This window comes from Spirilliplanes yamanashiensis (genome assembly GCF_016863475.1).
Classification (GTDB): domain Bacteria; phylum Actinomycetota; class Actinomycetes; order Mycobacteriales; family Micromonosporaceae; genus Spirilliplanes; species Spirilliplanes yamanashiensis.
This window is the reverse complement of sequence record NZ_BOOY01000042.1, coordinates 58803-85301: the sequence shown is the minus strand read 5'-3', so window position 1 is coordinate 85301 and position 26499 is coordinate 58803. Positions and strand designations below refer to the sequence as shown.

The following is a 26499-nucleotide window of genomic DNA, read 5'->3' as shown; positions in this document are numbered from 1 at the left end:
GAGTCATGATCCTGACGGTGGCGACCGAGAACACCGCGCAGGCCCACGCGTGGGACGGCGACGAGGGCGAGCACTGGACCGCGCACGAGGCGCGCTACGACGGCGCGCTGCGCCACCTCCGGGCGCCGTTCAACGCGGCCACCGGCGTGCGCCCCGGCGAGGCCGTCCTCGACGTCGGCTGCGGCACCGGCCAGTCCAGCCGCGACGCCGCCCGCGCCGCCGCACCCGGCGGCACCGTCCTCGGCGTCGACCTGTCGGCGAGCATGATCGGCCGCGCCACCCGGCGGGCCGCCGACGAGGGCCTGACCGGCGTGCGGTTCGTCCAGGCCGACGCGCAGGTGCACCCGTTCCCGGCGGGCCGGTTCGACGCGGTGATCAGCCGCACCGGCGCGATGTTCTTCGGCGACCGGGCGGCCGCGTTCGCCAACCTCGCCCGCGCCCTGCGCCCCGGCGGCCGGCTCACCCTGCTCGCCTGGCAGGCCGCCGAGCGCAACACCTGGGTCACCACCATCGTCGGCACCCTCGGCGGCCCGCACACGCCCCTGCCGCCGCCCGAGGCGCCCAGCCCGTTCGCCCTCGCCGACCCCGCCCGCGTCCGGCCGCTGCTCACCGGCGCCGGCTTCACCGACGTGCGCTTCGACGCCGTCGAGGCGCCGTTCGTCCTCGGCGCCGACGCCGACGACGCGACCGGCTTCGCCGCCGGCACCGGCATCGCCCAGTGGCTGCTCGGGCTGCTCGACGAGCCCGGCCGCGCCGCCGCCCGCGCCCGGCTGCGCGCCGCGCTGGCCCCGCACGCCGGCCCGGACGGCGTCTGCCTCGACGCCGCCGCCTGGCTCATCACCGCCCGCCGGGCGGCTCAGGGGCAGGCCACGTAACCGGGGAAGTTGCCGGCGAGCCGCTCACCCGGCTCGCCGAGCGTCACCGCCCGCACCAGCAGGTCGCCGCCGACGAACGCGCCCCTCCACGACGCCCCCAGCCCGCCGAACGGCTCCTCCCGGTCCCCGCGCGACCGCGGCCGGTTGATGCCCACCTTGAACGCCTGCACGTCGGCGGCCAGCTTCGCGCCCAGCTCCTCGTCGTCCACCGCCAGGCTCGCCACCAGCGCGCCGTTCGAGGCGTTCATCGCCGCCAGCAGTTCCTCCTCGGTGTCCACCACGACGATCGTGTCGACCGGCCCGAACGGCTCCGCGTGCATCAGGCGCGACCGCCCCGGCGGGGCCAGCAGCGCCACCGGCGCCACGTACGCCGACGTGTCCTGCCCCGGCAGGAACCGCCCCGCCGACAGCGACCCCCGGTACAGCGGCACCGCCCCGCCGCGGATCGCGTCCGCCACCCGGTGCCGCAGCCCGGCCGCCCTCGCCGCGCTGATCAGCGGGCCGTAGTCCAGGTCGGGCAGCGGGTCGCCCGCGGACTCCACGGCCAGCGGGTGGCCGAACCGCACCGCGCGGACCACCGGCAGGTACACGTCGAGGAACGCGTCCACCAGCTCCCGCTGCACCACGAACCGCGGGTACGCCGTGCACCGCTGCTTGCCGTACTCGAAGCCCCTGCGCAGGTGCCCGGCCAGCAGGTCCCACTGCGAGAACTCCCACACCCCCCACGCGTTGAGGCCCTCCTGCTCGATGAAGTGGCGCCGGCCGGTGTCCAGCAGCGCCGCCGCGACCTTCCCGCCGTTGCTGCGCCCGCCCACGAACGCCACCGCCCCGATCTCCGGCGAGCGCACCAGCACCGCCGACAGCTCCTCGCCGCCGCCGGACAGCAGCGTCACGGGCAGGCCCGCGCGGGCCATCAGGGCGTGCGCGAGCGTCAGGCACACCGCCCCGCCCTGCGACGGCGTCTTGGCGATCACGGCGTTGCCGGCCAGCAACTGCACCAGCTCGGCGTGCACGAGCACGCTCATCGGGTAGTTCCACGACGCGATGTTGCTGACCGGGCCGGGCAGCGGGTCGCGGTCCAGCACCTGCCGGTCGATCTGCGTCAGGTACCAGCGGACGCCGTCCAGCGCCCGGTCGACGTCGGCGCACGCCAGCCGCCACGGCTTGCCGATCTCCCAGGCGAGCGTGAGCGCCAGCAGGTCGCGGTGCTCCGCCAGCGCCGCCACGGCGGCGGCCACCCGCTCCTTGCGGGTGCCGAGCGTCACCGACGCCCACCGCTGGTGCGCCGCGGCGGCGGCCCGCACCGCGTCCCGGGCGGTGTCCGGGCCCAGCCGCGACAGGGCGGTGAGCCGCCGGCCGTCGACGGGGGAGTGCAGCGGGGCCGGTGTGCCGGCGTCGTGCCACGCGCCCGCGAACAGGGTGCGCAGCCGGTCGGGCGCGACGGCCTCGGGGGCCGCGGCGGCGACGGAGGACAGGACGTCGTCCCAGGCGGTGCCCGGGGCCAGGCGCAGAGTCATGGTCAGGACTGTCTCCGGCGCGGCGGCGTCCGGGCCAGCGCCCGGCGGACACCGGAAGTCGCAACCTTGCGTGCCGCGAAGGATCCGCGGAACTTGCCCTGCGCGGAAGGCTCAGCGGCGCGCGTACCGGCCCAGGCCGGCCGTCAACCGGGCGCGGGCGTGGGTGATCAGCCGGGCCATGTCGGCGCAGTACACCGACGGGTTGCGGTAGCCGTCGCCGGCGCGGTAGCGGTGCGCGTAGTGGCCGCCGCCGCACACCGGGTGCAGCGCGCACGCGCGGCACGTGTCGCCGAGGGCGGCCGCGCCGATCTGGCGGGCGGCCACGCCGGGGTGGGTGAGCGCCGCGTCGAACGAATCGGCGGCGACCGTCAGGCCCGTGGCGCAGGCGCCCGGGTAGCTCGACTTGAGGGTGTCCACCTGCTCGATCGTGCCGTCCGTCTCGACCACCACGACCGCCACCGGGCTCAGCCCCACCTGCTCCGACCGGCCCGACCCGCCGAGCAGCAGCGCCAGGACGTCCTCGAACAGCCGCACGGCCGTCTCCTGCCGGGGCGCGCCGAACCAGCGGTCGAACGCCGCCACCAGCCAGTCGCCGTGCGGCGTCCCGCCGGCCGGGCGCTGCGGGGGCGCCGACCAGTTCGCGTGCGGCAGCAGGAAGTCGATCGCGGGCGGCGCGTACGCCAGCAGCGCCTCGTACGTGGCCACCGGGTCGGTCGCCGGGTCCACCGCGCACAGCAGCCCGGCGAACGTGTCCGTGCCCGCGATGCGGCGCAGCGCCCGGTCGACGGCCGCGTGGCTGCCCCCGCCGTCGGGGCGGCGGCGCCGCCGGTCGTTGTCGGCGGCCGTCCCGTCCAGGCTGACGCCGACGCGCACCCCCTGCCCGGCGAACAGGCCGAGCAGCTCGTCGTCGAGCAGCACGCCGTTGGTCTGCACCTGCACGTCGAGGCGGCACGGCCCGGTGAACGCGGCCCGGACGTCGGCGATCAGGTCGCGCAGCCGCGCCGCCCCGGCCAGCAGCGGCTCGCCGCCGTGCAGGATGAGCCGCATCCGGCGCAGGTCGTGCGCCGCCGCGTGCTCCGCCATCCGCCCGGCCGCCGCGCGCCACGTCGCCGGCTCCATCACCAGCGGGCGGTCCCGCCAGCTTTGGTCCGCCATCGTGTACACGTAGCAGTAGTCGCAGGCCAGGTTGCACCGCTGGTGGACCTTCAGCACCACGTCGCGGAACGGCGTCGGCCGCCAGCCCGCCGCCAGCAGGGCGGGCACGTCCAGCGTCCGGTCCGGCCACCGCGCCGGCGTCACCAGGGTGCCCATCGGCCCCCTCCCGGTCCCTCGGCGCCGCCACCGATGCTAGGCAGGCGGCGGCGCGATGTCACACCACGGCCGCCCGCAGGGCCGGTGACCGGCGTCATCACGTCGCGGTAGGTACGGGATGCGCTCTTCCCCGGCACTTCGACCGGCATCTATCGTCGGCACCCTGATCGCCGGTCGTGCTCGTGCGGCCGTACCGAAGGGGAGTGCCCGATGCGCCGACTGATGACGGTGTCCCTCGCCGCGGCCCTGGCGGGCGCGTTCGCGCTGCCGGCCGCCGCCCTCGCCGCGCCCGCCGGCGACGGGCCCAGCCGGATCATCGGCGGGTCGGCCGTGTCGTCGGCGCCGTGGGCCGCCGTGGTCTACAGCAACGGCCGGTTCACCTGCTCAGGGACGATCATCTCCGCCGACTGGGTGCTCACCGCGCGGCACTGCGTCAGCGGCGCGATGTCGGTGCGGGTCGGCAGCGTCAGCCGCACCTCCGGCGGGCAGACCCGCTCGGTCAGCTCGACGTCCAGCCGGTACGACCTGGCGCTGCTGCGGCTCAGCTCGCCGGTGTCGACGTCGTACATGCCGCTGGCGGGCACGAACCCGCCGGTCAACTCGACGAACTCGATCTACGGCTGGGGCATGACCTGCTACAGCGGCTGCGACGCCTCGCCGACGCTGAAGACCGCCACGGTGCGGGTGACGTCGACCGGCGTCACCGACGCGTACGGCGGCAGCGCCATCGCCAGCACCGAGATCAGCGGCAACGCGTGGCGCGGCGACTCCGGCGGCCCGCAGGTCTACAACGGCGCCCAGGTCGGCGTGGCCTCGACGGCCGACGGCCAGGCCCGGCAGTACTACGGCAGCGTGCCGGCGAACCGCACCTGGATCCGCAGCATCTCGGGCGTCTGAGCGCGCGGCGGCCCCTGCGCGGCCGGGTCAGCCGGCGCGCAGGGTCGCCGACGGGTTCACCCCGTAGCGGGCCCGGTACTGCTCGGCGAACCGGCCCAGGTGCACGAAGCCCCAGCGGTGGGCGACCTCGCTGACGCCGACGGTGCCCGGCGCCGCGGCGCACAGGTCCCGGTGGGCCCGGCCGAGCCGCACGTCCCGGACGTAGCCCATCGGCGTGGTGGCGGCGTGGGTGCGGAAGCCCTGCTGCAGGGCGCGGACGCTGACGCCGGCGATCTCCGCGAGGCGCCCGACGGTGTACGGGTGGTCCGGCTCGTCCTGCACCGCCGCCATCGCCCGGCGGATCGATTTCGGCGCGGCCGTCGCCGGGCCCGGCCCGGTCAGGCCGTCGCGGTGCCGGTCGCCGGCGGCGACGAGCAGGCCGCGCACCAGCCCCTCGCGCAGCCGCGGGCCCACCAGCGGGTGGTCGGCCAGGGAGCCGTCGTTGCCGGCCTCGTCGGCGAGCATCCGGGCCAGCCACGCCCAGCTGCGTCCCGGCCCGCCCGTCACGTCCATCTCGGCGGCCAGGCGCAGGGGGCCGCGCAGCGGCTTGCCGGTCATCCGGTGCAGCTCCGCCTCCAGCACCGGCCGGGAGATCTTCACGGCGATCAGCCGGCAGTCCGCCTCCCACCTGTCCAGCACGGTGTCGCCGACGGGCGCGAAGATCCCCGCGCGGCCGGTGTCCGCCAGCCGCTCGCGGGACCGGCCCTGCCGCCAGGTCAGCCGGCCGGACAGCGGCAGGTCCACGTGGTACGCCCCCAGCTCGCCCACCCGCATCCGCACGTCCCCGCCGAACCGCACGTCGCCGACCGTGACGCCGCCGCAGCGGACCACGCTGAACGCGGCGTCGAGCCGCTGCGCGGGATCCAGCAGGTCGAGGCGGTTGGGATAGAACTGCTCGCCGACGATGTCGCACGCCTGGTCCACATCGTTCGTCCGCACGGACACCCTGCCGGCGGCACGGCCGTCGACCATTCGCTCTCCGTCACATCCGCGTCCTGCACCGTCTCCTCCATAGTGCCCGGCGCGGGACGCGCGCCGTGTCCGGCGAAGGGGTGACTGCCGGATCCCGCAGGCACCGGCCGAAAAGCGCGGCCGATGCGTGCGCGGTGGTCCGTCGGGGCCGCCTTCGGTCGTAGGGTCGCGGCATGACCGACCCCGACCCGTCGCCGGCGCCGCCGATGCTGGCGTCCCTGCACCTGTTCCGGCTGGCGCAGCTGGGCGAACGCCTCCAGCAGACGGTGGCCGAGCTGACCGAGCTGACCCACCGCCCGGCGACGGCGGCCGACCTCACCGACACGGAGCTGGACGCGGTGCACACCGCCGCCGCGTACGCCCGCACCGCCGGCAGCGAGATCGTCGCCATCGCGTTCGCCGCGTACGACCGCGTCCACCACGCCGCCCAGGACGCCTGACCGGCTCTCAGCCGGGTCACAGCGGATTCACTGCTTCGCCGGGCAGCGTGGGGGTGGAGCGGGCACCGGCCCGGTCCCGGCGAGCGGAGGAACGATGGAGCGCGAGCACACGTACGAGGGGCGGCGGCTGCCCCGGCCCGGCGAGGAGGTCGTCGACCAGGGGCTGGGCTTCGACCTCGGCACCCTGGCGCGGCGCCGGCAGGTGCTGCGGGTGTTCGGCCTGGGCGCGGCCACGCTGGGGCTGGCGGCCTGCTCGGGCGGCGGCGGCCCGGCGCCGGCGGTGTCGGCCACGGCCACGGGCGCCGCGGCCACCGGCGAGATCCCCGACGAGACGGCCGGGCCGTACCCCGGCGACGGCTCCAACGGCCCGGACGTGCTGGGGCAGAGCGGCGTGGTGCGCAGCGACATCCGGTCGAGCTTCGGCGGGGCGAGCGGCATCGCCGAGGGCGTCCCGATGACGCTGGAGCTGACGATCGTCGACCTGGCGAAGGGCGCCACGACCCCGTTCGCCGGCGCCGCCGTGTACGTGTGGCACTGCGACCGCGAGGGCCGGTACTCGCTGTACTCCGACGGGGTCACCGGCGAGAACTACCTGCGCGGCGTGCAGATCGCCGACGCCGCCGGGGTGGTCCGGTTCACCAGCGTCTTCCCCGCCTGCTACCCCGGGCGGTGGCCGCACGTCCACTTCGAGGTGTACCCGGACCGGGCGGGCATCGCCGACGCGGCGAACGCGATCGCCACCTCCCAGGTCGCCCTGCCGCAGGACGCGAGCACGGCGGTGTACGCGCAGCCCGGCTACGAGGCGTCGGTGCCGCAGCTCGCGCAGCTGTCGCTGGCCGACGACAACGTGTTCGGCGACGACGGCGGCGCGGCCCAGCTCGGCACGGTGACCGGCGACGTCGCCGGCGGCTACCGGGTGTCGCTCGTGGCGCGCGTCGACACGACCACCACCCCGTCCGGCCGGTAGCCTCCGGGCGTGGCCCCACCGGACATGGCCGACCTGCGCGCGCTGGTCGGCCGCGGGATCGAGGACGTCCTCACCGACCCCGCGGCCGACCGCCTGGAGCGGGTCGCCGCCGCCGGCCCGGAGGGGTTCGCGGAGGCCGCCGCCCCGGTCCTGGAGGCCGCCGCGGGCACCCACGACCTGACCGGTGTCCTCGTCTGGCTGACCACCTGCGCGGCCTGGCCGCGGGTGGCGCCCGTCCTCGGCCGGCGGCGCGCCCTCGCGCGGCACGTCGCCGAGGCGGCGACGACGGCCGCCGAGGCGTGGCGGTACGTCCCGGCCGGGGTCGTCACCGCCGCGGACGCCGACGGTGAGGCCTGGGCGGGCGACCTGCTCGTCGAGCTGTTCGACCCCGGGTCGCCCCTGCCGGCCGCCGAGCGCTGGCGCGCCGTCGCCGGCGTGCTGGGCCACCCCACCGACCGGGTACGCGAGCGGGCCCAGCTCATGCTGGCCACCGCGGCGTGGTCCCGCGCCGACCCGCCGCCCGGCGACGACGAGGCGCGGCGGGCCGCCGCCGAGCACGCCGACCACCTGGAGCGCCTGCTCGCCGAGCCGGGGGGCTGGCTCGCCGAGCTGGCCCGGGCGCTGCCCGGCTGCGGCGAGCCCACCTGCTGCCGCGAGGGCCACCTCGTCGCCGAGCTGACCCGCCGCGGCCACCGGCCCCGGCGGTGGGCGGGCGGCCCGCGCCCGGCGCGGGGGTGAAGGGGCAGGACCGCCCCGGATCGCACCCTGCGTGCTCCGCCGGGCATACCCGCTGGCGTACGGTTCAGGCATGACGACTTCACTGCCGAACTGGTGGGACGGGCTGGCCGAGGCCGACCGCGCCCTCTTCCTGGAGCACCGCCACGCCGACGTGGTGCCGTCGGAGGTCGCTCACCGGCTGACGGAGTCGGGGCAGTGGATCGCCGGGGGCAAGTGGGCCGACCAGTCCGGCCGCACGTTCCGCTGGCCGGGCCAGCTCAAGGCGTTCCTCCAGGACCGGGCTGGCGACAACGCCACCGCCGACGAGGACGAGGAGTGACCAACCGGGCCCGCCGGGAGGGTTGAGGCCACTCGATCGGGGGATGCTGCTCGTCCTGAGCGACCGCACCACAGGGGTACGGTTCCTCCGCCCGAGGAGCTGATGCCGTGTCACCACCGCCGCCGACCGGGCGGGCCGGTTCCCGGCAGGAGCCGGTCGTCCTCACCGTCGGCGGCGTGCTCGACGTGGCGGCCGGCGCGGCCCTGTGCCGCAGCGTCCTGGCGTGCCTGGCCCGGGAGCCGGTGGCCGTGGTGGTCGAGCTGTCCGGCATGACGGTGGCCGGGCGCGACGCGGCGGCCGTCTTCCCGGCGCTGCTGCGGTCGGCCGAGACCTGGCCGGGCACGCCGCTGCTGCTCTGCGCCGCCCGGCCCGCCGCCGCCGCGCTGATCGCGGCCGCGGCCGGCGGGCCGGTGCCGATGTTCGCGACGGTCGCCGACGGGCTGGCGACGCTGCGCCACCACGACGACCTGATCAGCGAGCTCATCCTCCCCGTCCGGGGCGCCGCCCGCCGGGCCCGCGACGTCGTCACCGACGCGTGCGCGCGGTGGGCGCTGCCGCGCCTGTCCGCCTCGGCCGTCCTGGTCGCCGGCGAACTGGTCGGCAACGCGGTGGCGCACGCCCGCACCGAGGCGACCCTGCAGCTGCGGCTGCGGCCGCGCCTGCTGTACGTGGGCGTCTTCGACGGCGCCGACACCCGGCCGGTCCTGCACCCGGGCCCGCTCCCGACCGCGCCGGACGGCCGGGGCCTGCACCTGGTGCGGCTGGTGTCGGCCCGGTGGGGCTGCGTCCCCCGGGCCGGCGGCAAGGTCGTCTGGGCCGCCCTGCGCACATGACCGGACACGGGAACGCCCCCCGCACCGATCATGATCGGCACAGGGGGCGCCCCCGCTCAGGACCGGGTCACGCCGGTTCGATCCAGATGTTGCGGTACTGCACGTTGGCGCCGGGGTCGCCGTGGTCCTGCAGGCGGATCGGCAGGTGCAGGGGGCTCTCCGCGGCGCCCGCACCGGTCGGGCCGTCGATCGCCACGTCGTTGTGGACGGTCTGGCCGTTCCACACCACCGTGACCCGCGCGTTCTCGGTCTTCGTGGCGCCGTTCCAGCGCGCCGCCCGGAACGTGATGTCGTAGGTCTGCCACGTCTCCGGGGCCGTCGCCGCGTTCACCGACGGCGCCCGCTTCTGGTAGATCGCCCCGGCGTCGTCGAGGCCCGGGTTGGCCTTGCCGTACGAGTCGAGCACCTGGAGCTCGTAGCGGTCCTGCAGGTAGATGCCGCTGTTGCCGCGGGTCTGGCCGGTCACCTCGGGCGGCAGGTTGGGGATCTTGAACTCGATGTGCAGCTTGAAGTCGCCGTACGCCTGCTTGGTGCGGATGTCGCCGCCGAGCACCTCGGCCGCGCCGCCGGCGACCGGCCAGGTCGGTGCGCTGCCGTCGCCGTTCTGGAAGGCGCCCAGGTGGCCGCCGTCGAACAGGTTGACCCGGGTGGCGGCGTTGTGGGTCCAGCGCTGCTGGGCCACGTCCGCCCACTCCCAGATCTGGATCTGGGCGCCGTCGGCGGTCGAGCCGCCCGCGACGTCGAGCACCTTGCCGGACATCGGGTTCAGCAGCGAGCCGTTGGCCTGCGGCTGCCACACCTGCGCGGCGCTGTTGTTGCAGGTGTACAGCTGGACCTTGGTGCCGTTGGCGGTGCCGGCGTTGTCGATGTCCAGGCACTTGCCGTGGGCCTGCAGCGTGTCGCCGACCCGGGTCCAGCTCTGCGCGGACGAGGTGTTGCACGTGTACAGCTGCACCTTGGTCTTGTCGGCGCTGCCGCCGTTGTCCAGGTCGAGGCACTTGCCGCCGATGCCGCTGATCCGGCCGGTCCGGGTCGTCGTGTCGGTGCTCCCGCCGCCGGTGCCGACGGTGAGGTTGTCGAGGTTGACGTGGCCGACGTCGCCGGTGTCCACCCGGTACGTGACCGTGTTGCCGCCGGCCCGCAGGGTGACCGTCTCGGTCCTGGTCGCCCACGACGTCCAGCCGCCGGTGTCGGCCAGGCTGACCTGCCGCACCTTCGTGTTGTTCACGTACAGGCTCACGGTCTTGGTGCCCGCCGCCGGGTTCGGCCCGTTGGCGAACCGGAGGGTGACCGGGTACGACCCGGCTGCCGGCACGTTCACGCTGAACGTGGCCGCGGCGCCCACCGAGCCGAACCCGGCGACGAAGCCGGCCCCGGTGTACCCGGCGTGCTCCGACGACCGGCCCGCGGTGCCGCTGAGCCCGGAGTTCTCCGCCTCGACCTGGTCGGTGCGCAGCGTCGCGCCGTCGACCAGGCTGTTCAGCGTGTACCACGCCTCGGTGCTCCACAGTGACGCCCCGGAGGTGGAGGTGAACGGCCGCGGCGAGCGGACGTGCACGACCCGGCCCGGCTTGAGCCCGGACAGCTTCAGCGTCACCTTCAACCGGTCGGCGGACAGCGTCGCCGAGCTGACCGGCAGCGCCTCCTCGTCCACCTTCGGCCCGCCGTACTGCGGCGTCGACACGTACCGCCACTGCGTCGCCCGGTAGCGGGCGGCGAGCTGCGCCGCCGTCGTGGCGGACACCGGCTGCGTGTACTCCAGCTCGAAGCCGCCCGCGACCGCCCGCATGGCCTTGATGTCGAACACGCTGGTGCTGTTCGGGGTCAGCTTCTGCAGCCCGTACGTGAGCTTGCCCTCCTGCCCCCAGTTGCCGCCCGCGCCGAGCCCGCCCAGGTACAGCGCCCCGTCGGGGCCCTGGGTCAGCCGCACCACGCCCGACTCCAGGCCCTGGGTGAGCCGGAAGACCGCGCCCTGGTACTCGCCGTTGACCTTCTCCAGGAACGCGCGCTGGATGCCGCCGTACGTGACGTCGCCGAACAGCAGCTGCCCGGCGTACGGCCCGGCGGTGAGCTGCAACGGGGTGGAGGGCGAGTTCGCGATCTCGTTCTGCGGCAGCCACAGCACCGGCTGGGTCACCGGCTGCGTGTCGAACGGCCCGTCCGGGTTGGTGTAGTGGCCGAAGAACCGGTCCTGCTTGATGTGCACCAGCTTCGAGGCGGGCAGCCAGCCGCCCTGGTTGTCGGTGACGAAGATGTCACCGTCGGGCCCCCAGCCCAGGCCGTTCGGGGTCCGCAGCCCGCCCGCGATGTACTGCACCGCCCCGGTGGACCGGTTGATCTTCAGCGTGGTGCCACGGTTCGTGGACCCCTGCGGCTCGGTGGTGGCCCCGCCGAGGTCGATCGACACCGACAGGTTCAGGTAGAAGAACCCGTCCTTGTACAACAGCCCGAACCCGAACTCGTGGAAGTTACCGTCGAACGGCCACGTGGCGACCCGCCGGAACTGGTCGATCGTCCCGTCGCCGTTGGTGTCGTTGAGTTCCGTCAGCTCGTGCTTCTGCGAGACGTAGATCTTCCCGTCGACGATCTTCAGCCCCATGGGCTCCCGCAGCCCGGTGGCGATCCGCCGGTACGTGACCTGCCCCGGCGACGTGCTGCCGGTGACACCACTGAGGACGTACACCTCACCGGCCGTCTTCTCCTGCCCGCCCCAGGTGGCGATCGCCAGCCGCCCGTCCGGGAACCAGTCCATCGCGCTGACCTGCGGCTGGAAGCCGGCCGGCCGCAGGTTCGTGAGCGTGTAGCCGGGGTGCACGGAATTCAGCGGCAGCCCGTCGCCCGGGTTGTCCCCGGCGCCCTCACAATCCTTGCGACCGGGCGCGGTCACCCGCACCACACCGGCGTCGGTGCTCAGCACACTGGCCGGCACCACCGAGAACGCGCTCGCGCCCGGCGGCCGCCACTCCAGCGTCAGCTGCTGCCCGCCGTCCCGCTCGAAATAATCGATGCGCAGCGAGTGGTACCCGGTCGTCAGGGTGGCCGCCCCCTCCACCGCGAACGAGCCGTGCGCCCCGTCGTTGTTGACGACCAGCGCGTCGTCGATGAACAACCGCGACCCGTCGTCACTGGTCAGCCGGAACTGGTGCGCCCCCGCCGTGGCGACGGTGATGTTCGCGATCACCTCGGACTGGAACCGGTCCTCGAGCCCGAAGTCCGCCGCCGTCGTCCAGTTGATCACCGACATCTTCTTGTCGACGTTCGGCGTCTGCCCCGTCTTCAACGTGCACAGCGAGTCCCGCGACACCTGCAGATCGAACGTCCGCAGTGTCACACCGGGCTCCTGCGGCGGCGGGGCGGCGGCGGCGGGCAGGGCGGGAAGGAGGGCGCCGACGAGGGCGGCGGCGGACAGCAGCACCAGTTTCTTCATGGAGGCGCTCCAGACGGGCTCGCACATCGACTCGTGCCGATGAACCGGTGAACGGCACGCTAGGCGCTTTCCGAAACAAAGTAAACAACTTCGCGTCATCTACCGGAAACTTTTGTACGATCTGACTAAAGTCGATGTCCGGGCGGGGGTCTACTGCGGACGGTCGCCGGCCAGGGTGGACAGGGGTATGGTCCAGCCTCATGTCCGGACCCGATGCCGCCGTCGTCGTGCGTTCCGAGGCGATCGCGTGGGTCGACGACGGCTGGCCCGGTTGGCTGCGGGTGCGGCTCATCGACGCCTTGGGCCGGCCGTGGCACTTCGTCGACAAGGTGCCGGTGTTCTTCTCGGACGCGGCTCCGCCGCCCGCCCTCCCGTTTCCGGTTTTGATCCGCTGCCGGATTGCCGACCAGGACACCGACGGCGTCGTCACCATCTCCACGGCTGTGCCGGACGGGGTCGAGGCCGAGGACGGGACGACGGTCTTCCGGGTGCGCGCCGCCCAGGTGCAGCGGTCCCCGGCCTGACATCGCCGCCGGCGATGTCAGAACCATGCAATTCGCGGCGTATCGACGAATGGCATCCGGTGGGCCACGGAGGGATCACGCTCCGCCGCCGCGACAGCCACCCCGCACCTGATCGCCGGGACGGATCATGCCGGTCGTCCATCGACGCTAGTATCTACCGGCTTTTGGGTCCCACGGGGAGGAAGATTTACATGTATCGCAAGGTCTCGGCCGGCGTCCTGCTGGCAATGGCCCTACTGGTTCCCGCTGCACCGGCAGCGGCCCAGGCCGGAACGCCCGGACTCGACGCGTCCTGCCAGACGGTCGAGCGCAAGCTCTTCACGGACATCCGTAAGCTGGTCACCGTCGACCTGGACACCGCCACCGATGACGAGCTCCTGGATGTCGCCAACCGGGTCCTGGACGCGGCGAAGGCTGACAAGCTGCCCGTCCTGCCTCGCGCGATGGAGCAGCAGCTGGAAGACCCTGCGGAGGAGCTGCGCGCTTTCCTGAAGCAGGGCATGCTGAACGCCTGGACGGCGGATCTGCGAATCTCGATCGGCCGAACGATGGGCGGCGCGGGCACCAACGTGCGGAAGGCCTCGCAGGAGGCGCTCGACAACGCGACGTTCGACGCCTACCTGGCTTACTTGAACGAGGGCCTGTACGCCGCCCGCGCGCTCGACTGCGCGTCCCAGCCCTCACCGACGCCGACCGCCACACCGACCGCCACCCCGAGCACCACGCCGACCGTCGCACCCGTCCCGACCCCGTCCGCCGGCACGGACACCCCCGACGGTGAGGGCGGTGGCCTGCCCGTGACGGGTTCCGACACCGGGATGGTGGCGGGAGTCGGCGGTGTGCTCCTGCTCCTGGGTGGCGCCGGCTACCTGATCGGCCGCCGCCGCCGTTCGCGCTTCGTGGCATAACCGACCTGACCGCGCCCGGCTGAATGCTCCGTCGAGCCGGGCGCGGTCAGCGGTCTGGGGGCCGGCGAAGCCGGGCCAGGAAGCTGCGGCAAGTTGCCGGGCTGCGGTGACCGCTGCGGCGTTGTGCCACCGGGAGCTCGAACCCCGAACCCATGGAGAAATGGTCCCTGGTGTCGTGATTTGCCGAATGTGGACGGACCGGTAATGCGCAATACCATCCGGTCCACTTCGGTCCGGTTGCATCCGCCCTGATCTAGGCTCTCGGCAGCGAGATCATCGCTGCTTCTTCGCAGTCAGCGTCGCTGGCCGCGAGCTCACCGGCGAACTCGTGAACCGGCCGACGACCGATCGTGGTCGGACGGCGTTCGGGTGTGATGCGCCTACGTGAGCGCCGCACTCGCCCGGCCGTGAGGTCAGCGCAGGCAGGTTTGGTAAATGAGTGGCGGTCGGCTGGCATCCAGATCCGCACCGTCGGCGACCTGCTCCATCTCATCGGCAAAGGCGTTGAGGCCATCCCGGGTGGTCGGATTCGTGGCTCTTGTGGCGAGGTCTCGGGCGCGCTGGATCTGTGCCTGCAAGTACGTCCGCCTGACCTTCGCGAACTCCTCGGGCGGGAGAGCCGGCGTGCCGTCGAAGCCCGCACGCACGGCGTCGGCGTACGCGACCGCCTCAGGTTCGGTGCTGTCGGGCTTGGCGAACTCGACGACCTTCTGCCGGAACTCGGCGCAGATCGCCGGTGTGTTGTCCGACGCCGGTCCGACGGAGCAGGCACCGATCAGCAGCGGGGGAAGCCAGAAGAGGACCTTCGTCGGACGCACCCGTACACCTAAGCATTGCGCGGCGCGGGCCGGCAGGACCGTTGATCGGAGGAGCGAAACCGCGCTCAGTGACGGACTGAGATGTCGGCCAAGCAGACGCAGGTATCGCGGCCCGTGTGCTGCAACCGCTGTGTTCTGGTCCGCCGTCAGGACGGGATCAAACCCTTCAGTCCGGTAGTGATCCTGATCCGCGGGCCGAATCCTCGGCCGGTGACGGCGAATCGGTGGACGGCGCCCGTGGTGTCGACGGCCATGACGTCGGGGATTCCGTCGCGGTCGAAGTCGCCGACGCCGGTGATACCGGCGCCAAGGGCGTGAGTGGTGGTCAGGTCCTTCGGGGTCGCGAGGGCGTTGCGCCTGCCTGGATAGAGCCGGAGCACGCCGGTGCTCTTCACGCGGGCGATGAGGTCGACGGTGCCGTCGCCGTCGATGTCGCCTGCGCCGGTGAGTTCGTCCATGCCGTTCCAGCCGCTGTTGCCGATCCGGATGCCGGCGCCGATCCGGGTGCGCAGGCCTGGGTGCAGGATGAGGCGGCCTGTGGCCGGGTCGACGGCGACGAGGTCGGGGTTGCCGTCGCCGGTGAGGTCGCCGACGGCGGTGATCTCGCGCGGGTGCTTCCAGCCCGTGGCGATCCGTACCCGGGCGCCGAGCCCGGTGGCGGTGCCGGGGTGCAGCCACAGGTAGCCGGTGGCCTTCTCGCGGGCGATGAGGTCGTCGCGGCCGTCGCGGTTGAAGTCGGTGCGGGTGACGGCGTCCATGCCCTTGACGGTCGTGGTCAAGCGTTTGCGGGCGAGCGTGGTGCCGTTGCCGGACCACAGGTCCACGACGCCGGTGGTGGGGTGCACGGTGACCAGGTCGGACCAGCCGTTGCCGGTGACGTCGCCGGTGCGGGTGGCGGGCAAGGTGGCCATGTCGAGGTGGTCGTTGTCGATGTTGATGGTGACGTCACCCCAGGTCTCCTTGTGCGGGCCGCGGTACTGCTTCATCCGGCGCTTCGGGGCCCACATGTCGGCGGGGATGGCGGCGTCGTCGACGGTGGCGACGTTGTCCCAGCGGGCGAAGTCGATGTAGTCGGGGCGCACGAAGCCGGCTGTGCGGTAGGCGCCGACCAGGTCGGGGATCCCGGAGGTCATCTCGCTGTAGACGCCGGACAGGTAGCTCAGGTCGTGCAGTTTGGCGGTCCAGGCGCTGAGGAAGGCGAGCACGGCCTTCTTGCAGGCGGCGTCGCCGGTGCGGTACCGCTCCAGGTTATAGATGATCACACTGTCGCGGGCGAGGCCAAGCTTCTTCGCCTGATCGGCGGCGTCGGTGGCGGCGGTCTGGGCATCGGCGACCGGCGTACTGGTGGAGATCTTGTGCTTGGCCTTGGAGTAGGTGCACGGAGCCTGCGGGCCGACGTAGATCGGGATGAGCCGCCAGCCGGCCTTGTTCTGCGTCTTCACCCACGAGGCGGTGAGGTTGGGCTGCTTGCAGCCTCGGCTCTTGCCGCCGATGTAGACGACCATCGCCCGGTACGGCGACTTCAGCCACGCCGTCATCTGTGCGTTCGACGGGGCGGTGCAGGCGTCGAACGCCGGCCCGGCGTAGGTGCCCGGCTGCGGTCCGGTCACCGGCTTCGCGGCCGCGACTTGGACGGTTGGCGCCGGGACTCGAGTCGGGACGGTGGGCTGCTGGGCGGCCACTGCCACACCGACAACGGCGGTCACGGCCACGACCGTCACTGCGACGAGCACGGCTCGGGCCGGGCGTCGGAGTCGCGCGCGGGTGGCAGGGGCGGTGGCCATTGGACCTCACTTCTTGCGGCGGGCGGCCGGAGGAGAATAGCCACTCCCGGTCGACGATGTGGCCCCACTGCAGGGGCAGGCAGGCGCCATTCCGGTGTAGGAGTGCGCAGCCCGGTCGGCTATGAAGCGTTTCAAACAGTTTCAGCCACGGCTGTACGACGCCGCATATGGGCGTCCGTGATGCCGGGCCGAACTCATTCGTCGTCGTCTAGTTGCGGCAGGTCAGATGTGCCGGTCGGCCCTACCGTGGTCATATCCGCGGCTCACGCACCGCGCGGCTAGCTGATCGCCGGATAGCGGCACTCCTTCTAGTGATCCGCCTTACGAGCACAGGGCAGGCTGGGAGTACCTCCTAGGGCCTCTGGCCTGCCATCCGAATTCACGCGCGCCAGTCCTAAACGGACAGCGCGGAGGCGGTGTAGCGGTGGGTGACGGGCGGAAGCTGCGGAGGTGGTACGGGCATGCGGTGCACCGCGCCACAAAACATGCCCTCGACCGCCGGTTCCCCGGCCAGTTCGATTACAGCACCAGCTACGGTCCTGACATCACCGATACCAAGAACGGTGCCAAGATCGAGGCGACGACCGTCGGGAGGTTAGGGGAGTGCCGAGTGCCCGCGACAAGGTAGTGATGATCGACGAGACGCATCGCGACGAGGACTTCAGCGAACGGCGGATCTCGCACTGGACCGTCGGAGTGAGCACGTTCGAACGGTGCCGGTTCGACAATGTACGCGCCGATGTCGCTGAATTGGGAGTGGGTTCGGCGCCGACAGTGTTCCGGGACTGCTCGTTCGATGGATCCGGGTTCGCGCGCACCAGCCTGGACCAGGTGCGATTCGAACGATGCACGTTCCGGAACGTCGTGATGCGCGACTGGATCGCTCCGTACGGCGATTTTGTCGACTGCATTTTCGGCGGCGAATTTCCGGGACTGACCGTCTTCGGGTCATCACCGGAACGGTCTAATGAGGTCGCAGGCAACGACTTCCGTGACGCAGTGATGCTAGGAGGCGGCTTCCGCGCCGGCGTCGACCTGTCCCTGCAGCAATTACCGATCGACCTGCGGCACGTGTTCATCTCGGATCCGGCCGTGACGCTCCCAGCGGCGCTCACGGTGGTTCGGACATGGGGCGACCAGGCTGAGAGGGTGAGCGCTGAGTCCGTACTGTTGGTGCTCGACGAGGACTACCGCGGTGGTCAGCCACAGTTGCTGCTCTGCCCCGCCGCGCAGGATGCGATAGACGAGGCAGCCAACGCGCGACTGCTGGAAATGGTCCGCAAGCTGGTCACGCGAGGGTCAGGATGATCAGCGGGGACTTCTCCGAGTTCGGTTGATTCGCGTTCGGCGAGGCGCGGATGTGGGTGATCGTGAGAACGCTGGTCCGTCCTGATCACTGCGTTTTTCCGGTACCCACCGTCAACCGGATCGTGACGGGTGCTTCGGTTGCGTCGCCTATCTGGCGCGACCTGGCTCCTCGGGAGAGTGGTCGCGGCGCAGCCACGTCCATACTTGGGCGGCGGCCGAGACGATTCCCGCCAGGCCAATTCCGTCCAGCTCGGTCGGGCAGGCGCCCCGAGAGCCCGCGTCTGGGCCCCGGCGGCCGTCGAACACTGGCGGGCCACCGGTACGCGGCCCAGTTCAGTCATCGTCTGGACTCCCGCCCTTGCCGGTCGGTTCCTCGACTAGGGCCTGTCCTGCCGATCACTTGAGCCAGATCAGGGCGGCGATGAGCAGCAACGATGACCGGTAGAGCGCAGCTCGTTTGGCGTAGCGGGTCGCCAGGGCACGCCATTGCTTCAACCGGTTGAAGCAGCGTTCCACGACGTTTCGCTGCCGATAGACCTGCCTGTCGAAGACCGGTGGGCGTCCGCCATGGCTGCCTTTGGCAGCCCGGCGGGCGACCTGATCGGCGCGTTCAGGAATCGCGTGGGCAATACCGCGCCGCCGCAGGCCCGTACGGGTGAGGTCGTGGGCGTAGGCCTTGTCCGCGACCAGCATGTCGGGCTTCTTCCGGGGCCGGCCCGGCCGGCCGTCATGGACCCGGATCGCGTCGAGCAAGGCGAACAGTTGCGGGTTATCCCCAGCCTGCCCGGCGGTCAGCACCACCGCGAGGGGCCTGCCGCGGCCGTCGACCGCGAGGTGGATCTTCGTGCTCAGGCCGCCCCGGGAACGACCCAGCGCTTCACCGTCCGTCGCCGCGACCGTGATCCCGCCCGCGAATCCCCCTTTTGACGGGCCCCGGCAGCATGCTGATGAGCGCGCACCACGCTGGAGTCCACGCTGATGATCCACTCGACCGGTTGCCCGTCGTCGTAGACCTGCGCCCGGGCCAGGATCGCATCCCAGGTGCCGTCATCGGTCCACCGCCGCAACCGTTCATGGCAGGTCTTCCACGGCCCATAGCGTTCCGGCAGATCGCGCCACGGCGCTCCAGTGCGCAGCTTCCACAGGATCCCATTGATCACCTGACGGTGATCCCGCCACCGTCCGGACCTGCGACCCGGCACCGGCAGAAGCGACTCAATGACCGCACAGGCCAATCGAAGTCGCCACTACGCGGCGGGCACGATCGCTTCGTCCCGAACTGATCGCCGGACGGTCTGGATCATGCGCTGACGAGGTCGAACGTAGTGTGGCGTCGGCTTCCGGGGTCGTGTGGTTGCAGGCGTTGCTGTACTTCGCTGCTGTACCGCGGCGGGCCTTCCGCGACGCCGGCCACCTCACACCGAGGGCGACTTCCTCACCGGTGCGGACACCTCCGATGCGGAACATGCATCGGGGAGGAAGGCACCCGGACACAACCTTCACTCAGGGCGGTCGACGACCGCCCTCGTTGATGGGCCAAATATCCTGACCTAATGACTTAGACGCTCTAAGCGAGCTGCTCTCGAAGATGGAAGACGACGAGACTGAGTTCAAGTCCAGCGTTCCTCCGCCAGCCCTGATCGCGCAGCAGTTCGCTGCTTTCGCCAACTCCAGGGGCGGCCACCTATACCTCGGCATCAGGGAGGGGCCGAGCTCGTCCCCGGCATCGCGTGAGCGTGAGTCGAGTGGAGTTGAACGGACACCGTGTACGTCACCGGATGCGGAATTGCGTGAGGCTAGCGGTTGATCTACAACCAGTACCCTTTACCCCAATTCCCTCGAGTCCTGCTGGTCGCCAGAGGCCCGGTTGAGGCTCTAGCCTGACCGTAAGTTCCATGGCGGTCAGCGTCTGAGCGCAGACACTGGATCGGGCACCATCAACGCATGGAGGAAACGTGAGTAGTCGACGCCTTAGCCCTGGTTTGCGACGAACCAGTTCCGCGGCAATCATGACAGCGATCATGCTCGCAATAGCCGCCTGCGGTGATTCTGACAAGGCTGCGGAACCGGCTCCCTTGGCGACCACTATGGCGGCGACAACCCCCTCCGCAGCAATCGCGAGTTCGGAGGCGGCTCCTACGAAGTCGACGGCTTCGAAGGACGCAACGCAGGCCCCGCCAAAGGCCGCCAAGGTTGAGGTACCGCGTGGGGTTGGCCTGGATTATCAATCAGCACAGGACCTCTGGCGCGCGGCTGGCCTGCACGTGGCGCCGGCGAAAGACGCCACAGGCGCGAACCGGATACCAGTCATCGACTCGAACTGGATCGTAGTGTCACAGGACCCGAAGGCCGGCTCGACGGTAGCAGCAGGCTCCTTCATCACCGCGACTGTCAAGAAGGACAGCGACGATTGACCAGCCTCCTGGCTCACGCCCCTGCAGGAAGGCGAGTGTTCGGACAGGGACCCCACCCGCTAGACATCGTGTCGTCGCCGTGACCGGTCGTCGACGGGCCGCCGAACACACTGTCGTCGGTTTGTCCGGACGTCGGCGAGCCGTGAGCACCAGACACGGCGTGCCGAGCAGTCGCAATATGTCAGCAAGGTCGCCGGGTGGAACGCGACGGCACACTACGGCTGGACCGGGCGAGTGCCAACGGAGCGCCACGGCTGTCGGTCGACCCACCTAGCCGGGTCACGTAGGTCCTGAGACAGCTTCGTCACGGCCGTCACGAGATTGGGCATCGAACCGCCGAACCAGCCTGTTCCCACTCGGTAACTACCGGCAATCTGACAATGACCACCAGAGCTGCGAGGTCCTAGTCAAGACACCCGCGAGCCGCCCGGCCCCCAGCCTTCATCCGCAGCCCGAGCGGAGGGCCGCCTCGCCCCCCATGGTGGAACCGGCGGTGCGACGCGGCCGGCGTCCGTCGGATCACGGTGCGGGATGCCCGGCGTACCTGCGCCTCGTTGCTGGCCGACCTTGACGTGCATCCTCGGGTCGCGATGCAGATTCTCCGGCACGCCCAGTTCGCGATCACGATGGAGATCTACACCGTGGTGTCATCGGCAGCGACCCGCGAAGCGCTCAAGAAGCTGGGGAAGGCGCTGGAGCGATGAAGGGCCTACTGCTGTACTTCGCTGCTGTACTTGCCGCTTTGCGGCCCGGCCGGAGTGTGAGCCGGGCCGCTGAGCTGCGGTTTTGTGGGCCGCCGGGGACTCGAACCCCGAACCTATGGATTAAAAGTCCACAGCTCTGCCATTGAGCTAGCGGCCCGCGAGGGACAGCGTACTGGGAGGCTCTGCCCGGCGGTGTCGGTGCTCGGCGGTTGATCGGGTTTCGGCTGGTGAGGGGGCTGCGGCGGTCGCGTCGGTCGCCGGGTGGCGGCCTGGCGGGACAGCCGGTCAGTCGACGTCGCGGGCGAGCAGGTCGTAGCCCGTCTCGTTCAGCGTCGTGCTGGTGGGCGGCGCCGTCGGCGCGGTGGTGCGGCCGTAGTCCGAGATCGTGATGACCAGGTCGGGGTCGGGCTCGGACGGGCCGGCCGGGGCGGAGGCCGGGGCGGCCGGGCGGACGGTGAGTTCGGTGAGCCGGCCCTGGTCGTCCAGCGTCGCGCGGTAGGACATCGTCTTGCCGTCGGGGCCGTCGACCGGGCCGAGCAGGCCGAGGTTCTCGTCGACCTCGGTGCCGTTCAGGGTTCCGGTGATGGTGTTGCCGTCGCGTTCGGCGGTGGTGACCGCCTTGATGAGGACGTCCGCGCCGGTGACGTCGGGCTGGGCGGCCGACGGGAACTGGGTGATGTAGTCGAGGCTGCTCTGCTCCGTCACGGCGGCGGTGTCGGTGAGGCGTTTCTCGTCGGTGCGGATCCACTCGGGGCCGAGCAGAGCGGTGAACGCCTCCGCGAACTTGGGGCGGTCCTTGGCGGGGACCTGCGGCAGCGCGACCGCCTTGATCTGCTCCAGTTGTTCCTTGCCGCCGCCGACGTACTTGAGGAAGACGTTGTCCCCGGCGCGCATCACCGTGGAGCCCTGCGCGTGGTCCAGCAGGTAGCCGTCGGGCAGGGCGATCGTGCCGCGGGCGACGTCCTGGCGGAAGTAGGCGCCGGTGCGGGTGAAGGTGTAGTTGCCGTCCTGCAGCGCCACGACGGACTGGCGCAGCTGGGCAGTGGCGTCGCCCGCGCCGGTGGTGCCGTCGGGCGATCCGGGTGACAGGACGGCGATGCCGGCGACCACGCCGAGGACGGCCGCGGCGGCGCCGCCGGCGGCGAGCAGGCGGCGGCGGTTGCGGTACCGCTTGCCGGCGTGCAGGACGGTCGCGGCGGACAGGGGTTCGGTCGTGGCGGCGACGTCGTTCATCACGTTTCTCAACTCATCCTGGGTCGGCATGAAGTTACTCCTGGAAAGTGGGTTCGGCGGAGATGATCACGCGGAGCTTGCGCAGCGCCCGGAAACAGGTCGCCTTGACGGTGCCGACGCTGACGTTGAGCATGTCCGCGACGTCGCGTTCGGGGTGGTCGTCGAGGTGCCGGAGCACGACGACGGCGCGTTCGCGGGGGGTGAGCCGGGCGAGGGCGGCCAGCAGGGTGCGGCGGTCCTCGATCGTGGTGTCGTCCGGCGTCGGCACGTCGGGTATCTCGTCGACGGGTTGTTCGTAGCGGCGGTGGGCCTTGCGCCAGTGGTCGGTGACCGCGTTGGTCACCGAGCGGTGCACGTAGCCGTACGGGTCGTCGTGCTCGATGTGCCGCCAGCGCGTGTAGGCCCGGACCAGGGCGGTCTGCACGATGTCGCGGGCCTGGTCGCGGTCGCCGCAGAGCAGCTCGGCGTAGGCGATCAGACGTCCGGAGCGGTTCGCCACGAATGCGGAGAACGTGTCGTCGTGGTGCCGGGGCGATCTGATCCTCATGGTCACCTAGACGGAGTCGGGGCTCGAAAGGTTGACGCGCCGTCCGGCACGGTTTCGCCGGGTGGTGGCGGCAATCGTCCCAGGGGGCGAGGGCGGCCGGGGGTAGGGACCGGACGCTAATAAAAACACTGCAGTCATATAACGGAGCAATAATTATGCCCGCCCATGATCCGGCAGATTATTAATTGCCATCATTGACATACATGCATATTCGTTGTCTCCTCTGAGGACGCTTTTCGGGGCCGCCCCGGCCCACCGTGCGTTGCCGTTTCCCCACCGGCACGATCAGGAGAACCCATGCCGCACCGCAGCCGGTTCGCCGGCCTCGCCGCCCTCGCCCTCGCGTCCGCCGTCGCCGCCGGGTACGGGCTGACCGTCGCCGGTTCCGCCGGGGCCGAGACCAGGGCCGCCGCGCCGCCGGTCCAGACCTTCGGCCGCACCACCCTCGGCGGCGCCGATCCCAGCGTCATCAAGGTCGGCGACCGCTACGTCTCCGCGAAGACGGCCGACGGCGGCATCGTCGTGCGCAGCGCCACCACCCTCGAGGGCATCGCCACCGCCCCCCGGAAGAAGGTGTGGTCCGACACCGGCAAGCTCGGCGACGTCTGGGCGCCCGAGATCGTGCACCACGAGGGCCGGTACCGCATCTACTTCACGGCCGGGCGCAGCTCCGCGCACCGGATGTACCACATCAGCTCCACGCAGCCCGACACCGGTTACAGCGCCCACACCAAGGTGCAGCTGCCCGGCGACCAGTGGGCCATCGACGGCGCGCCGTTCACCTTCCAGGGGCAGCGCTGGTTCGTCTGGTCGGGGTGGTCCGGTGCCGCCGGCGCCAACGAGCAGAACCTCTACATCGCCCGCATGACCAGCCCCACGACGACCACGGGCGGCCGGTTCGTCATCTCCCAGCCGCGCGAGTCGTGGGAGCGCACCGTCGGCAACCCGTTCATCAACGAGGCGCCGCAGCCCATCGTCGACCCGAACGGCCAGCTGCACGTCGTGTACTCCGCCAACGGCAGCTGGAGCAGCAGGTACTGCCTCGCGGACCTGCGGCTGCGCGCCGGCGGCAACCCCACCAACGTGTGGGACTGGTACAAGAGCAACGGCTGCCTGTTCGGCTCGCACGCCCCGAACATGCGGACCGGCTGGCACCCCACCACGCAGGTCGACGGGCCCGGCCAGAACACGTTCGTACTCGACCACGGCGACGTCACCGCGAGCCCGCCGTCCGGCAACCGGTTCCCGATCATGTACCACGGGGTCGCCAAGGGCACGCCGTACTCGTGGTCGGCCCGCTACTGGTACACCGGCACCGCCGTCTGGTGGGGCAAGACCACCTACCGCCGCGCCAACGTCCCCGGCGCCACCACCGACACCGGTTACAGCCTCAAGTTCTTCGAGTAGGCAGCCCCCAGCACCGTCCGCGGCGACACGCAGGAGTCCACTGTGCCCAGCAAGGCAAGACCACGCACCCTCGTCCTGGCCGCGGTCGCGGTCCTCGGCCTCACCGCGGCCCTCTACCTGCCCGGCCGGGCCGACGACGCCGAGGCGGCCGTCGGGGCGCAGACCTGGTCCGACGAGTTCAACGGCGCGGCCGGCACGCCCGTCGACGCGGGCAAATGGACGATGGAGGTCGCCGGGCACGGCTTCGGGAACAACGAGCGGCAGTACTACACGAACTCGACGCGCAACGCCGCCCACGACGGCAACGGCAACATGGTCATCACCGCGCGCCGGGAGAACCCGAACAACTACCAGTGCCACTACGGGCGGTGCGAGTACACGTCCGCGCGGCTCATCACGTCCGGCAAGTTCACCCAGCGGTACGGCAGGTTCGAGGCGCGCATCAAGGTGCCGCGCGGGCAGGGCATCTGGCCGGCGTTCTGGATGCTCGGCCACGACATCGGCAGCGTCGGCTGGCCCAACTCGGGCGAGATCGACATCATGGAGAACATCGGGCGCGAGCCGAACACCGTGCACGGCACGATCCACGGCCCCGGCTACTCCGGCGGCGCCGGGCTGCTGGGCAGCCGCACCGTCAGCCGGCCGCTGGCCGACGCGTTCCACACCTACGCCGTCGAGTGGTCCCCGGACCTGATCCGCTGGATGATCGACGGCTCCGAGTACCACCGGGTCACCCCGGCCAGCCTCGGCGGGCGGCAGTGGGTGTTCAACAAGCCGTTCTTCCTGCTGCTCAACGTGGCCGTCGGCGGCGACTGGCCCGGCTTCCCCGACGGCTCCACCCAGTTCCCGCAGCAGATGCTGATCGACTGGGTGCGGGTGCGCTCGTGGACGACGGGCGGCACCCCGCCGCCGGCCGGCGACCGGCTGCGGCAGGCGCACAGCGGCCGCTGCATCGACATCCCCGGATCGAACGCGGCCGACGGCGCGAAGCTGCAGATCTGGAACTGCAACACCACCGCCGCGCAGCGGTGGACCTTCCACGGCGACGGCACCGTCCGGGCCATGGGCAAGTGCATGGACCCGGCCTGGGCCGGCACCGCCGACGGCACCGAGGTCAACCTGGTCACCTGCAACGGCAACCCGGCCCAGCGGTTCACGCTCAGCGGCGCGGGCGACCTGGTGAACATCAGCGCCGACAAGTGCGTCGACGTGCGCAACAGGCAGACCAGCAACGGCGGCAAGCTGCACCTGTGGACCTGCCACGGCGGCTCCAGCCAGAAATGGTCCCGCTACTGACCCGGGACACCCCGAGAAACCGGAGTTTCGACATGCAGATGTCCCGCCGATCCGTACTGACCGGATCAGCCGCCGCCGTGGGCGCGCTCGGGCTGGGCGGCGCCGTCGCCCTGCCCCGTACGGCCGGGGCGGCGGAACTGCCGGCCGACGTGTCGCGGGCGATCGTGGACTCGACGATGACCCGCTTCACGCCGGCGACGTTCGGCGGCTGGAGCTACCACAAGGCCCTCTACCTGTACGGCCAGTACCTGGTCTACAAGCGCACCGGCGAACGCCGCTACCTCGACTTCATCAGGGCGTGGGTCGACCGCTTCGTCACCGACGCCGGCATCGCCAACTCCTTCAACAGCCTCGATGCGATGCGGCCCGCGCAGCTGCTGCCGCTGCTGTACGCCGAGACCGGCCTGTGGAAGTACCGGACGGCCGCCGAGCAGGTCCGGCGGCGCATCGGCACGTACCCGCGCACGACCGACGGCGCCCTCATCCACAACGTCAACATGCGGGGCGAGCTGTGGTGCGACGGGGTGTACATGGCGCTGCCGTTCCTCGCCGCGTACGGCCGCACCTTCGGCGACGCCGAGTACTGCTACGACCAGGCCGGCAAGAACATGGCCGTCTACTTCCAGCACCTGAAGTCGGCCAACGGGCTGATGTTCCACGCCTACGACCAGGACGGCTCGGCGCCGTGGGCGAAGGGCAACGGCGGGCGCTCCACGGTGCACTGGGGGCGCGCGATCGGCTGGTTCGGCATGACCGCCGTCGACCTGCTCGACATCCTGCCCGCCGGTCACCCCCGCAGGGCCGGGCTGATCGAGATCGTCCGGCACCTGGCCGCCGGGTACCGCCGGTACCAGGGCGCCCACACCGGCATGTGGTACCAGGTCGTGAACAGGAGCACCGACGCCCGAAACTGGCGGGAGACCTCCTGCTCGGCGATGTTCACGTTCATGCTGTCGCGCGGCGTGCAGCGCGGCTGGCTCGGCGAGGAGTACCGGGCGGTCGCCACGAAGGGATACAACGGTGTGCTGAAGCAGCTGTCCGTGGGAGCCGACGGACTGACCCGGATCGCCGACATCTGCGAGGGCACCAACATCGGCGACGAGGACTACTACTTCGGCCGGCTGCGGCGGGTGAACGACACCCACGGCATCGGCGCATTCCTCATCATGAATGAGCAGCTTCGCGGGCAGTGACGGCAACGAGACGGTTGGAGCCCTTCTG

24 protein-coding genes, 1 tRNA gene and 1 pseudogene are annotated in these 26499 nt (G+C 71.6%); 16 read left to right on the top strand and 10 right to left on the bottom strand.

Annotated features, from left to right (window positions below; translation table 11 throughout):
* Positions 1-5: 5 nt before the first annotated feature.
* Positions 6-875 carry a class I SAM-dependent methyltransferase gene (locus Sya03_RS29295; RefSeq protein ID WP_203941682.1) on the top strand — a complete coding sequence of 290 codons (870 nt, stop codon included), beginning with the start codon at positions 6-8 and terminating at the stop codon, positions 873-875.
* On the opposite strand, the gene Sya03_RS29290 is transcribed toward Sya03_RS29295, so the two are convergent.
* Entirely contained in the window at positions 857-2392 is a 1536-nt protein-coding gene (locus Sya03_RS29290) for an aldehyde dehydrogenase family protein (RefSeq protein WP_203941681.1), read from the bottom strand. The two genes, Sya03_RS29295 and Sya03_RS29290, sit on opposite strands and share 19 nt — an antisense overlap.
* A 111-nt stretch (positions 2393-2503) precedes the next feature.
* Complete coding sequence (locus Sya03_RS29285) at positions 2504-3703, bottom strand: FxsB family cyclophane-forming radical SAM/SPASM peptide maturase (RefSeq protein ID WP_203941680.1); 1200 nt, start codon at positions 3701-3703, stop codon at positions 2504-2506.
* Positions 3704-3913: 210 nt separating this feature from the next.
* Here Sya03_RS29285 and Sya03_RS29280 point away from each other — a divergent pair, with 210 nt between their 5' ends.
* Positions 3914-4600: a S1 family peptidase gene (locus Sya03_RS29280; protein ID WP_203941679.1), complete on the top strand. Its 687-nt coding sequence runs from the start codon at positions 3914-3916 to the stop codon at positions 4598-4600.
* Positions 4601-4627: 27 nt separating this feature from the next.
* On the opposite strand, the gene Sya03_RS29275 is transcribed toward Sya03_RS29280, so the two are convergent.
* Positions 4628-5578, bottom strand: a complete 951-nt coding sequence (locus Sya03_RS29275; protein ID WP_239107935.1) for an AraC family transcriptional regulator — start codon at positions 5576-5578, stop codon at positions 4628-4630.
* A 206-nt stretch (positions 5579-5784) separates the two neighbouring features.
* Between Sya03_RS29275 and Sya03_RS29270 the strand changes: the two genes are divergently transcribed.
* From Sya03_RS29270 to Sya03_RS29250, 5 genes are all read left to right on the top strand, one after another.
* Positions 5785-6051 carry a hypothetical protein gene (locus Sya03_RS29270; RefSeq protein ID WP_203941677.1) on the top strand — a complete coding sequence of 89 codons (267 nt, stop codon included), beginning with the start codon at positions 5785-5787 and terminating at the stop codon, positions 6049-6051.
* A 94-nt stretch (positions 6052-6145) separates the two neighbouring features.
* Positions 6146-7018 (top strand): intradiol ring-cleavage dioxygenase, encoded by an 873-nt coding sequence (locus tag Sya03_RS29265; RefSeq protein WP_203941676.1) that lies wholly within the window; start codon positions 6146-6148, stop codon positions 7016-7018.
* A gap of 9 nt (positions 7019-7027) precedes the next feature.
* Entirely contained in the window at positions 7028-7756 is a 729-nt protein-coding gene (locus Sya03_RS29260) for a hypothetical protein (RefSeq protein ID WP_203941675.1), read from the top strand.
* Between the two features lie 70 nt (positions 7757-7826).
* Positions 7827-8075 (top strand): hypothetical protein, encoded by a 249-nt coding sequence (locus Sya03_RS29255; protein ID WP_203941674.1) that lies wholly within the window; start codon positions 7827-7829, stop codon positions 8073-8075.
* A 107-nt stretch (positions 8076-8182) separates the two neighbouring features.
* Positions 8183-8908 (top strand): ATP-binding protein, encoded by a 726-nt coding sequence (locus tag Sya03_RS29250; protein ID WP_203941673.1) that lies wholly within the window; start codon positions 8183-8185, stop codon positions 8906-8908.
* Between the two features lie 67 nt (positions 8909-8975).
* On the opposite strand, the gene Sya03_RS29245 is transcribed toward Sya03_RS29250, so the two are convergent.
* Positions 8976-12335 (bottom strand): 3-keto-alpha-glucoside-1,2-lyase-like domain-containing protein, encoded by a 3360-nt coding sequence (locus tag Sya03_RS29245; protein WP_203941672.1) that lies wholly within the window; start codon positions 12333-12335, stop codon positions 8976-8978.
* Positions 12336-12535: 200 nt separating this feature from the next.
* Between Sya03_RS29245 and Sya03_RS29240 the strand changes: the two genes are divergently transcribed.
* On the top strand, positions 12536-12859 hold the full coding sequence (locus tag Sya03_RS29240) for a hypothetical protein (protein ID WP_203941671.1): 324 nt from the start codon (positions 12536-12538) through the stop codon (positions 12857-12859).
* 191 nt (positions 12860-13050) lie between these two features.
* Complete coding sequence (locus Sya03_RS29235) at positions 13051-13767, top strand: LPXTG cell wall anchor domain-containing protein (protein WP_203941670.1); 717 nt, start codon at positions 13051-13053, stop codon at positions 13765-13767.
* Positions 13768-14180: 413 nt separating this feature from the next.
* Here the strand turns inward: Sya03_RS29235 and Sya03_RS29230 are convergent, their stop codons facing one another.
* Both Sya03_RS29230 and Sya03_RS29225 read right to left on the bottom strand, forming a co-directional pair.
* A complete protein-coding gene (locus tag Sya03_RS29230; protein WP_203941669.1) occupies positions 14181-14585 on the bottom strand; it encodes a hypothetical protein in 405 nt (134 codons plus the stop codon).
* A gap of 146 nt (positions 14586-14731) precedes the next feature.
* Positions 14732-16195: a glycoside hydrolase domain-containing protein gene (locus Sya03_RS29225; protein WP_203941668.1), complete on the bottom strand. Its 1464-nt coding sequence runs from the start codon at positions 16193-16195 to the stop codon at positions 14732-14734.
* Positions 16196-16999: 804 nt separating this feature from the next.
* Between Sya03_RS29225 and Sya03_RS29220 the strand changes: the two genes are divergently transcribed.
* Positions 17000-17677, top strand: a complete 678-nt coding sequence (locus Sya03_RS29220; RefSeq protein WP_203941667.1) for a pentapeptide repeat-containing protein — start codon at positions 17000-17002, stop codon at positions 17675-17677.
* A gap of 396 nt (positions 17678-18073) precedes the next feature.
* On the opposite strand, the gene Sya03_RS29215 is transcribed toward Sya03_RS29220, so the two are convergent.
* Positions 18074-18912 (bottom strand): IS5 family transposase gene (locus Sya03_RS29215; protein ID WP_370871935.1). Its coding sequence is split into 2 segments (ribosomal slippage): positions 18074-18571 and positions 18574-18912, totalling 837 coding nucleotides; the frame shifts between segments, so codons are not numbered across the junction.
* 353 nt (positions 18913-19265) lie between these two features.
* Between Sya03_RS29215 and Sya03_RS31940 the strand changes: the two genes are divergently transcribed.
* From Sya03_RS31940 to Sya03_RS29200, 3 genes and pseudogenes are all read left to right on the top strand, one after another.
* Complete coding sequence (locus tag Sya03_RS31940; RefSeq protein ID WP_203941666.1) at positions 19266-19484, top strand: AlbA family DNA-binding domain-containing protein; 219 nt, start codon at positions 19266-19268, stop codon at positions 19482-19484.
* Between the two features lie 202 nt (positions 19485-19686).
* Positions 19687-20091 (top strand): PASTA domain-containing protein, encoded by a 405-nt coding sequence (locus tag Sya03_RS29205; RefSeq protein ID WP_203941665.1) that lies wholly within the window; start codon positions 19687-19689, stop codon positions 20089-20091.
* Positions 20092-20573: 482 nt separating this feature from the next.
* Positions 20574-20795: pseudogene (locus Sya03_RS29200) on the top strand (site-specific integrase); the annotation flags it as partial.
* Positions 20796-20880: 85 nt separating this feature from the next.
* Here Sya03_RS29200 and Sya03_RS29195 read toward each other — a convergent pair.
* From Sya03_RS29195 to Sya03_RS29185, 3 genes are all read right to left on the bottom strand, one after another.
* Positions 20881-20952, bottom strand: a tRNA-Lys gene (locus Sya03_RS29195).
* Between the two features lie 128 nt (positions 20953-21080).
* The gene (locus Sya03_RS29190) at positions 21081-22058 is read right to left on the bottom strand and encodes a hypothetical protein (protein ID WP_203941664.1); all 978 of its coding nucleotides are present in this window, start codon (positions 22056-22058) and stop codon (positions 21081-21083) included.
* Between the two features lie 4 nt (positions 22059-22062).
* Positions 22063-22575, bottom strand: coding sequence for a SigE family RNA polymerase sigma factor (locus tag Sya03_RS29185; protein WP_203941663.1), 513 nt, complete (start codon positions 22573-22575; stop codon positions 22063-22065).
* A 297-nt stretch (positions 22576-22872) separates the two neighbouring features.
* Between Sya03_RS29185 and Sya03_RS29180 the strand changes: the two genes are divergently transcribed.
* The 3 genes from Sya03_RS29180 to Sya03_RS29170 are packed head-to-tail and all read left to right on the top strand — an operon-like array spanning position 22873 to position 26471.
* A complete protein-coding gene (locus Sya03_RS29180) occupies positions 22873-23982 on the top strand; it encodes a glycoside hydrolase family 43 protein (protein WP_203941662.1) in 1110 nt (369 codons plus the stop codon).
* A gap of 42 nt (positions 23983-24024) precedes the next feature.
* The gene (locus Sya03_RS29175) at positions 24025-25278 is read left to right on the top strand and encodes a glycoside hydrolase family 16 protein (RefSeq protein ID WP_203941661.1); all 1254 of its coding nucleotides are present in this window, start codon (positions 24025-24027) and stop codon (positions 25276-25278) included.
* A 32-nt stretch (positions 25279-25310) separates the two neighbouring features.
* The gene (locus Sya03_RS29170) at positions 25311-26471 is read left to right on the top strand and encodes a glycoside hydrolase family 88/105 protein (protein ID WP_203941660.1); all 1161 of its coding nucleotides are present in this window, start codon (positions 25311-25313) and stop codon (positions 26469-26471) included.
* Positions 26472-26499: the final 28 nt, after the last annotated feature.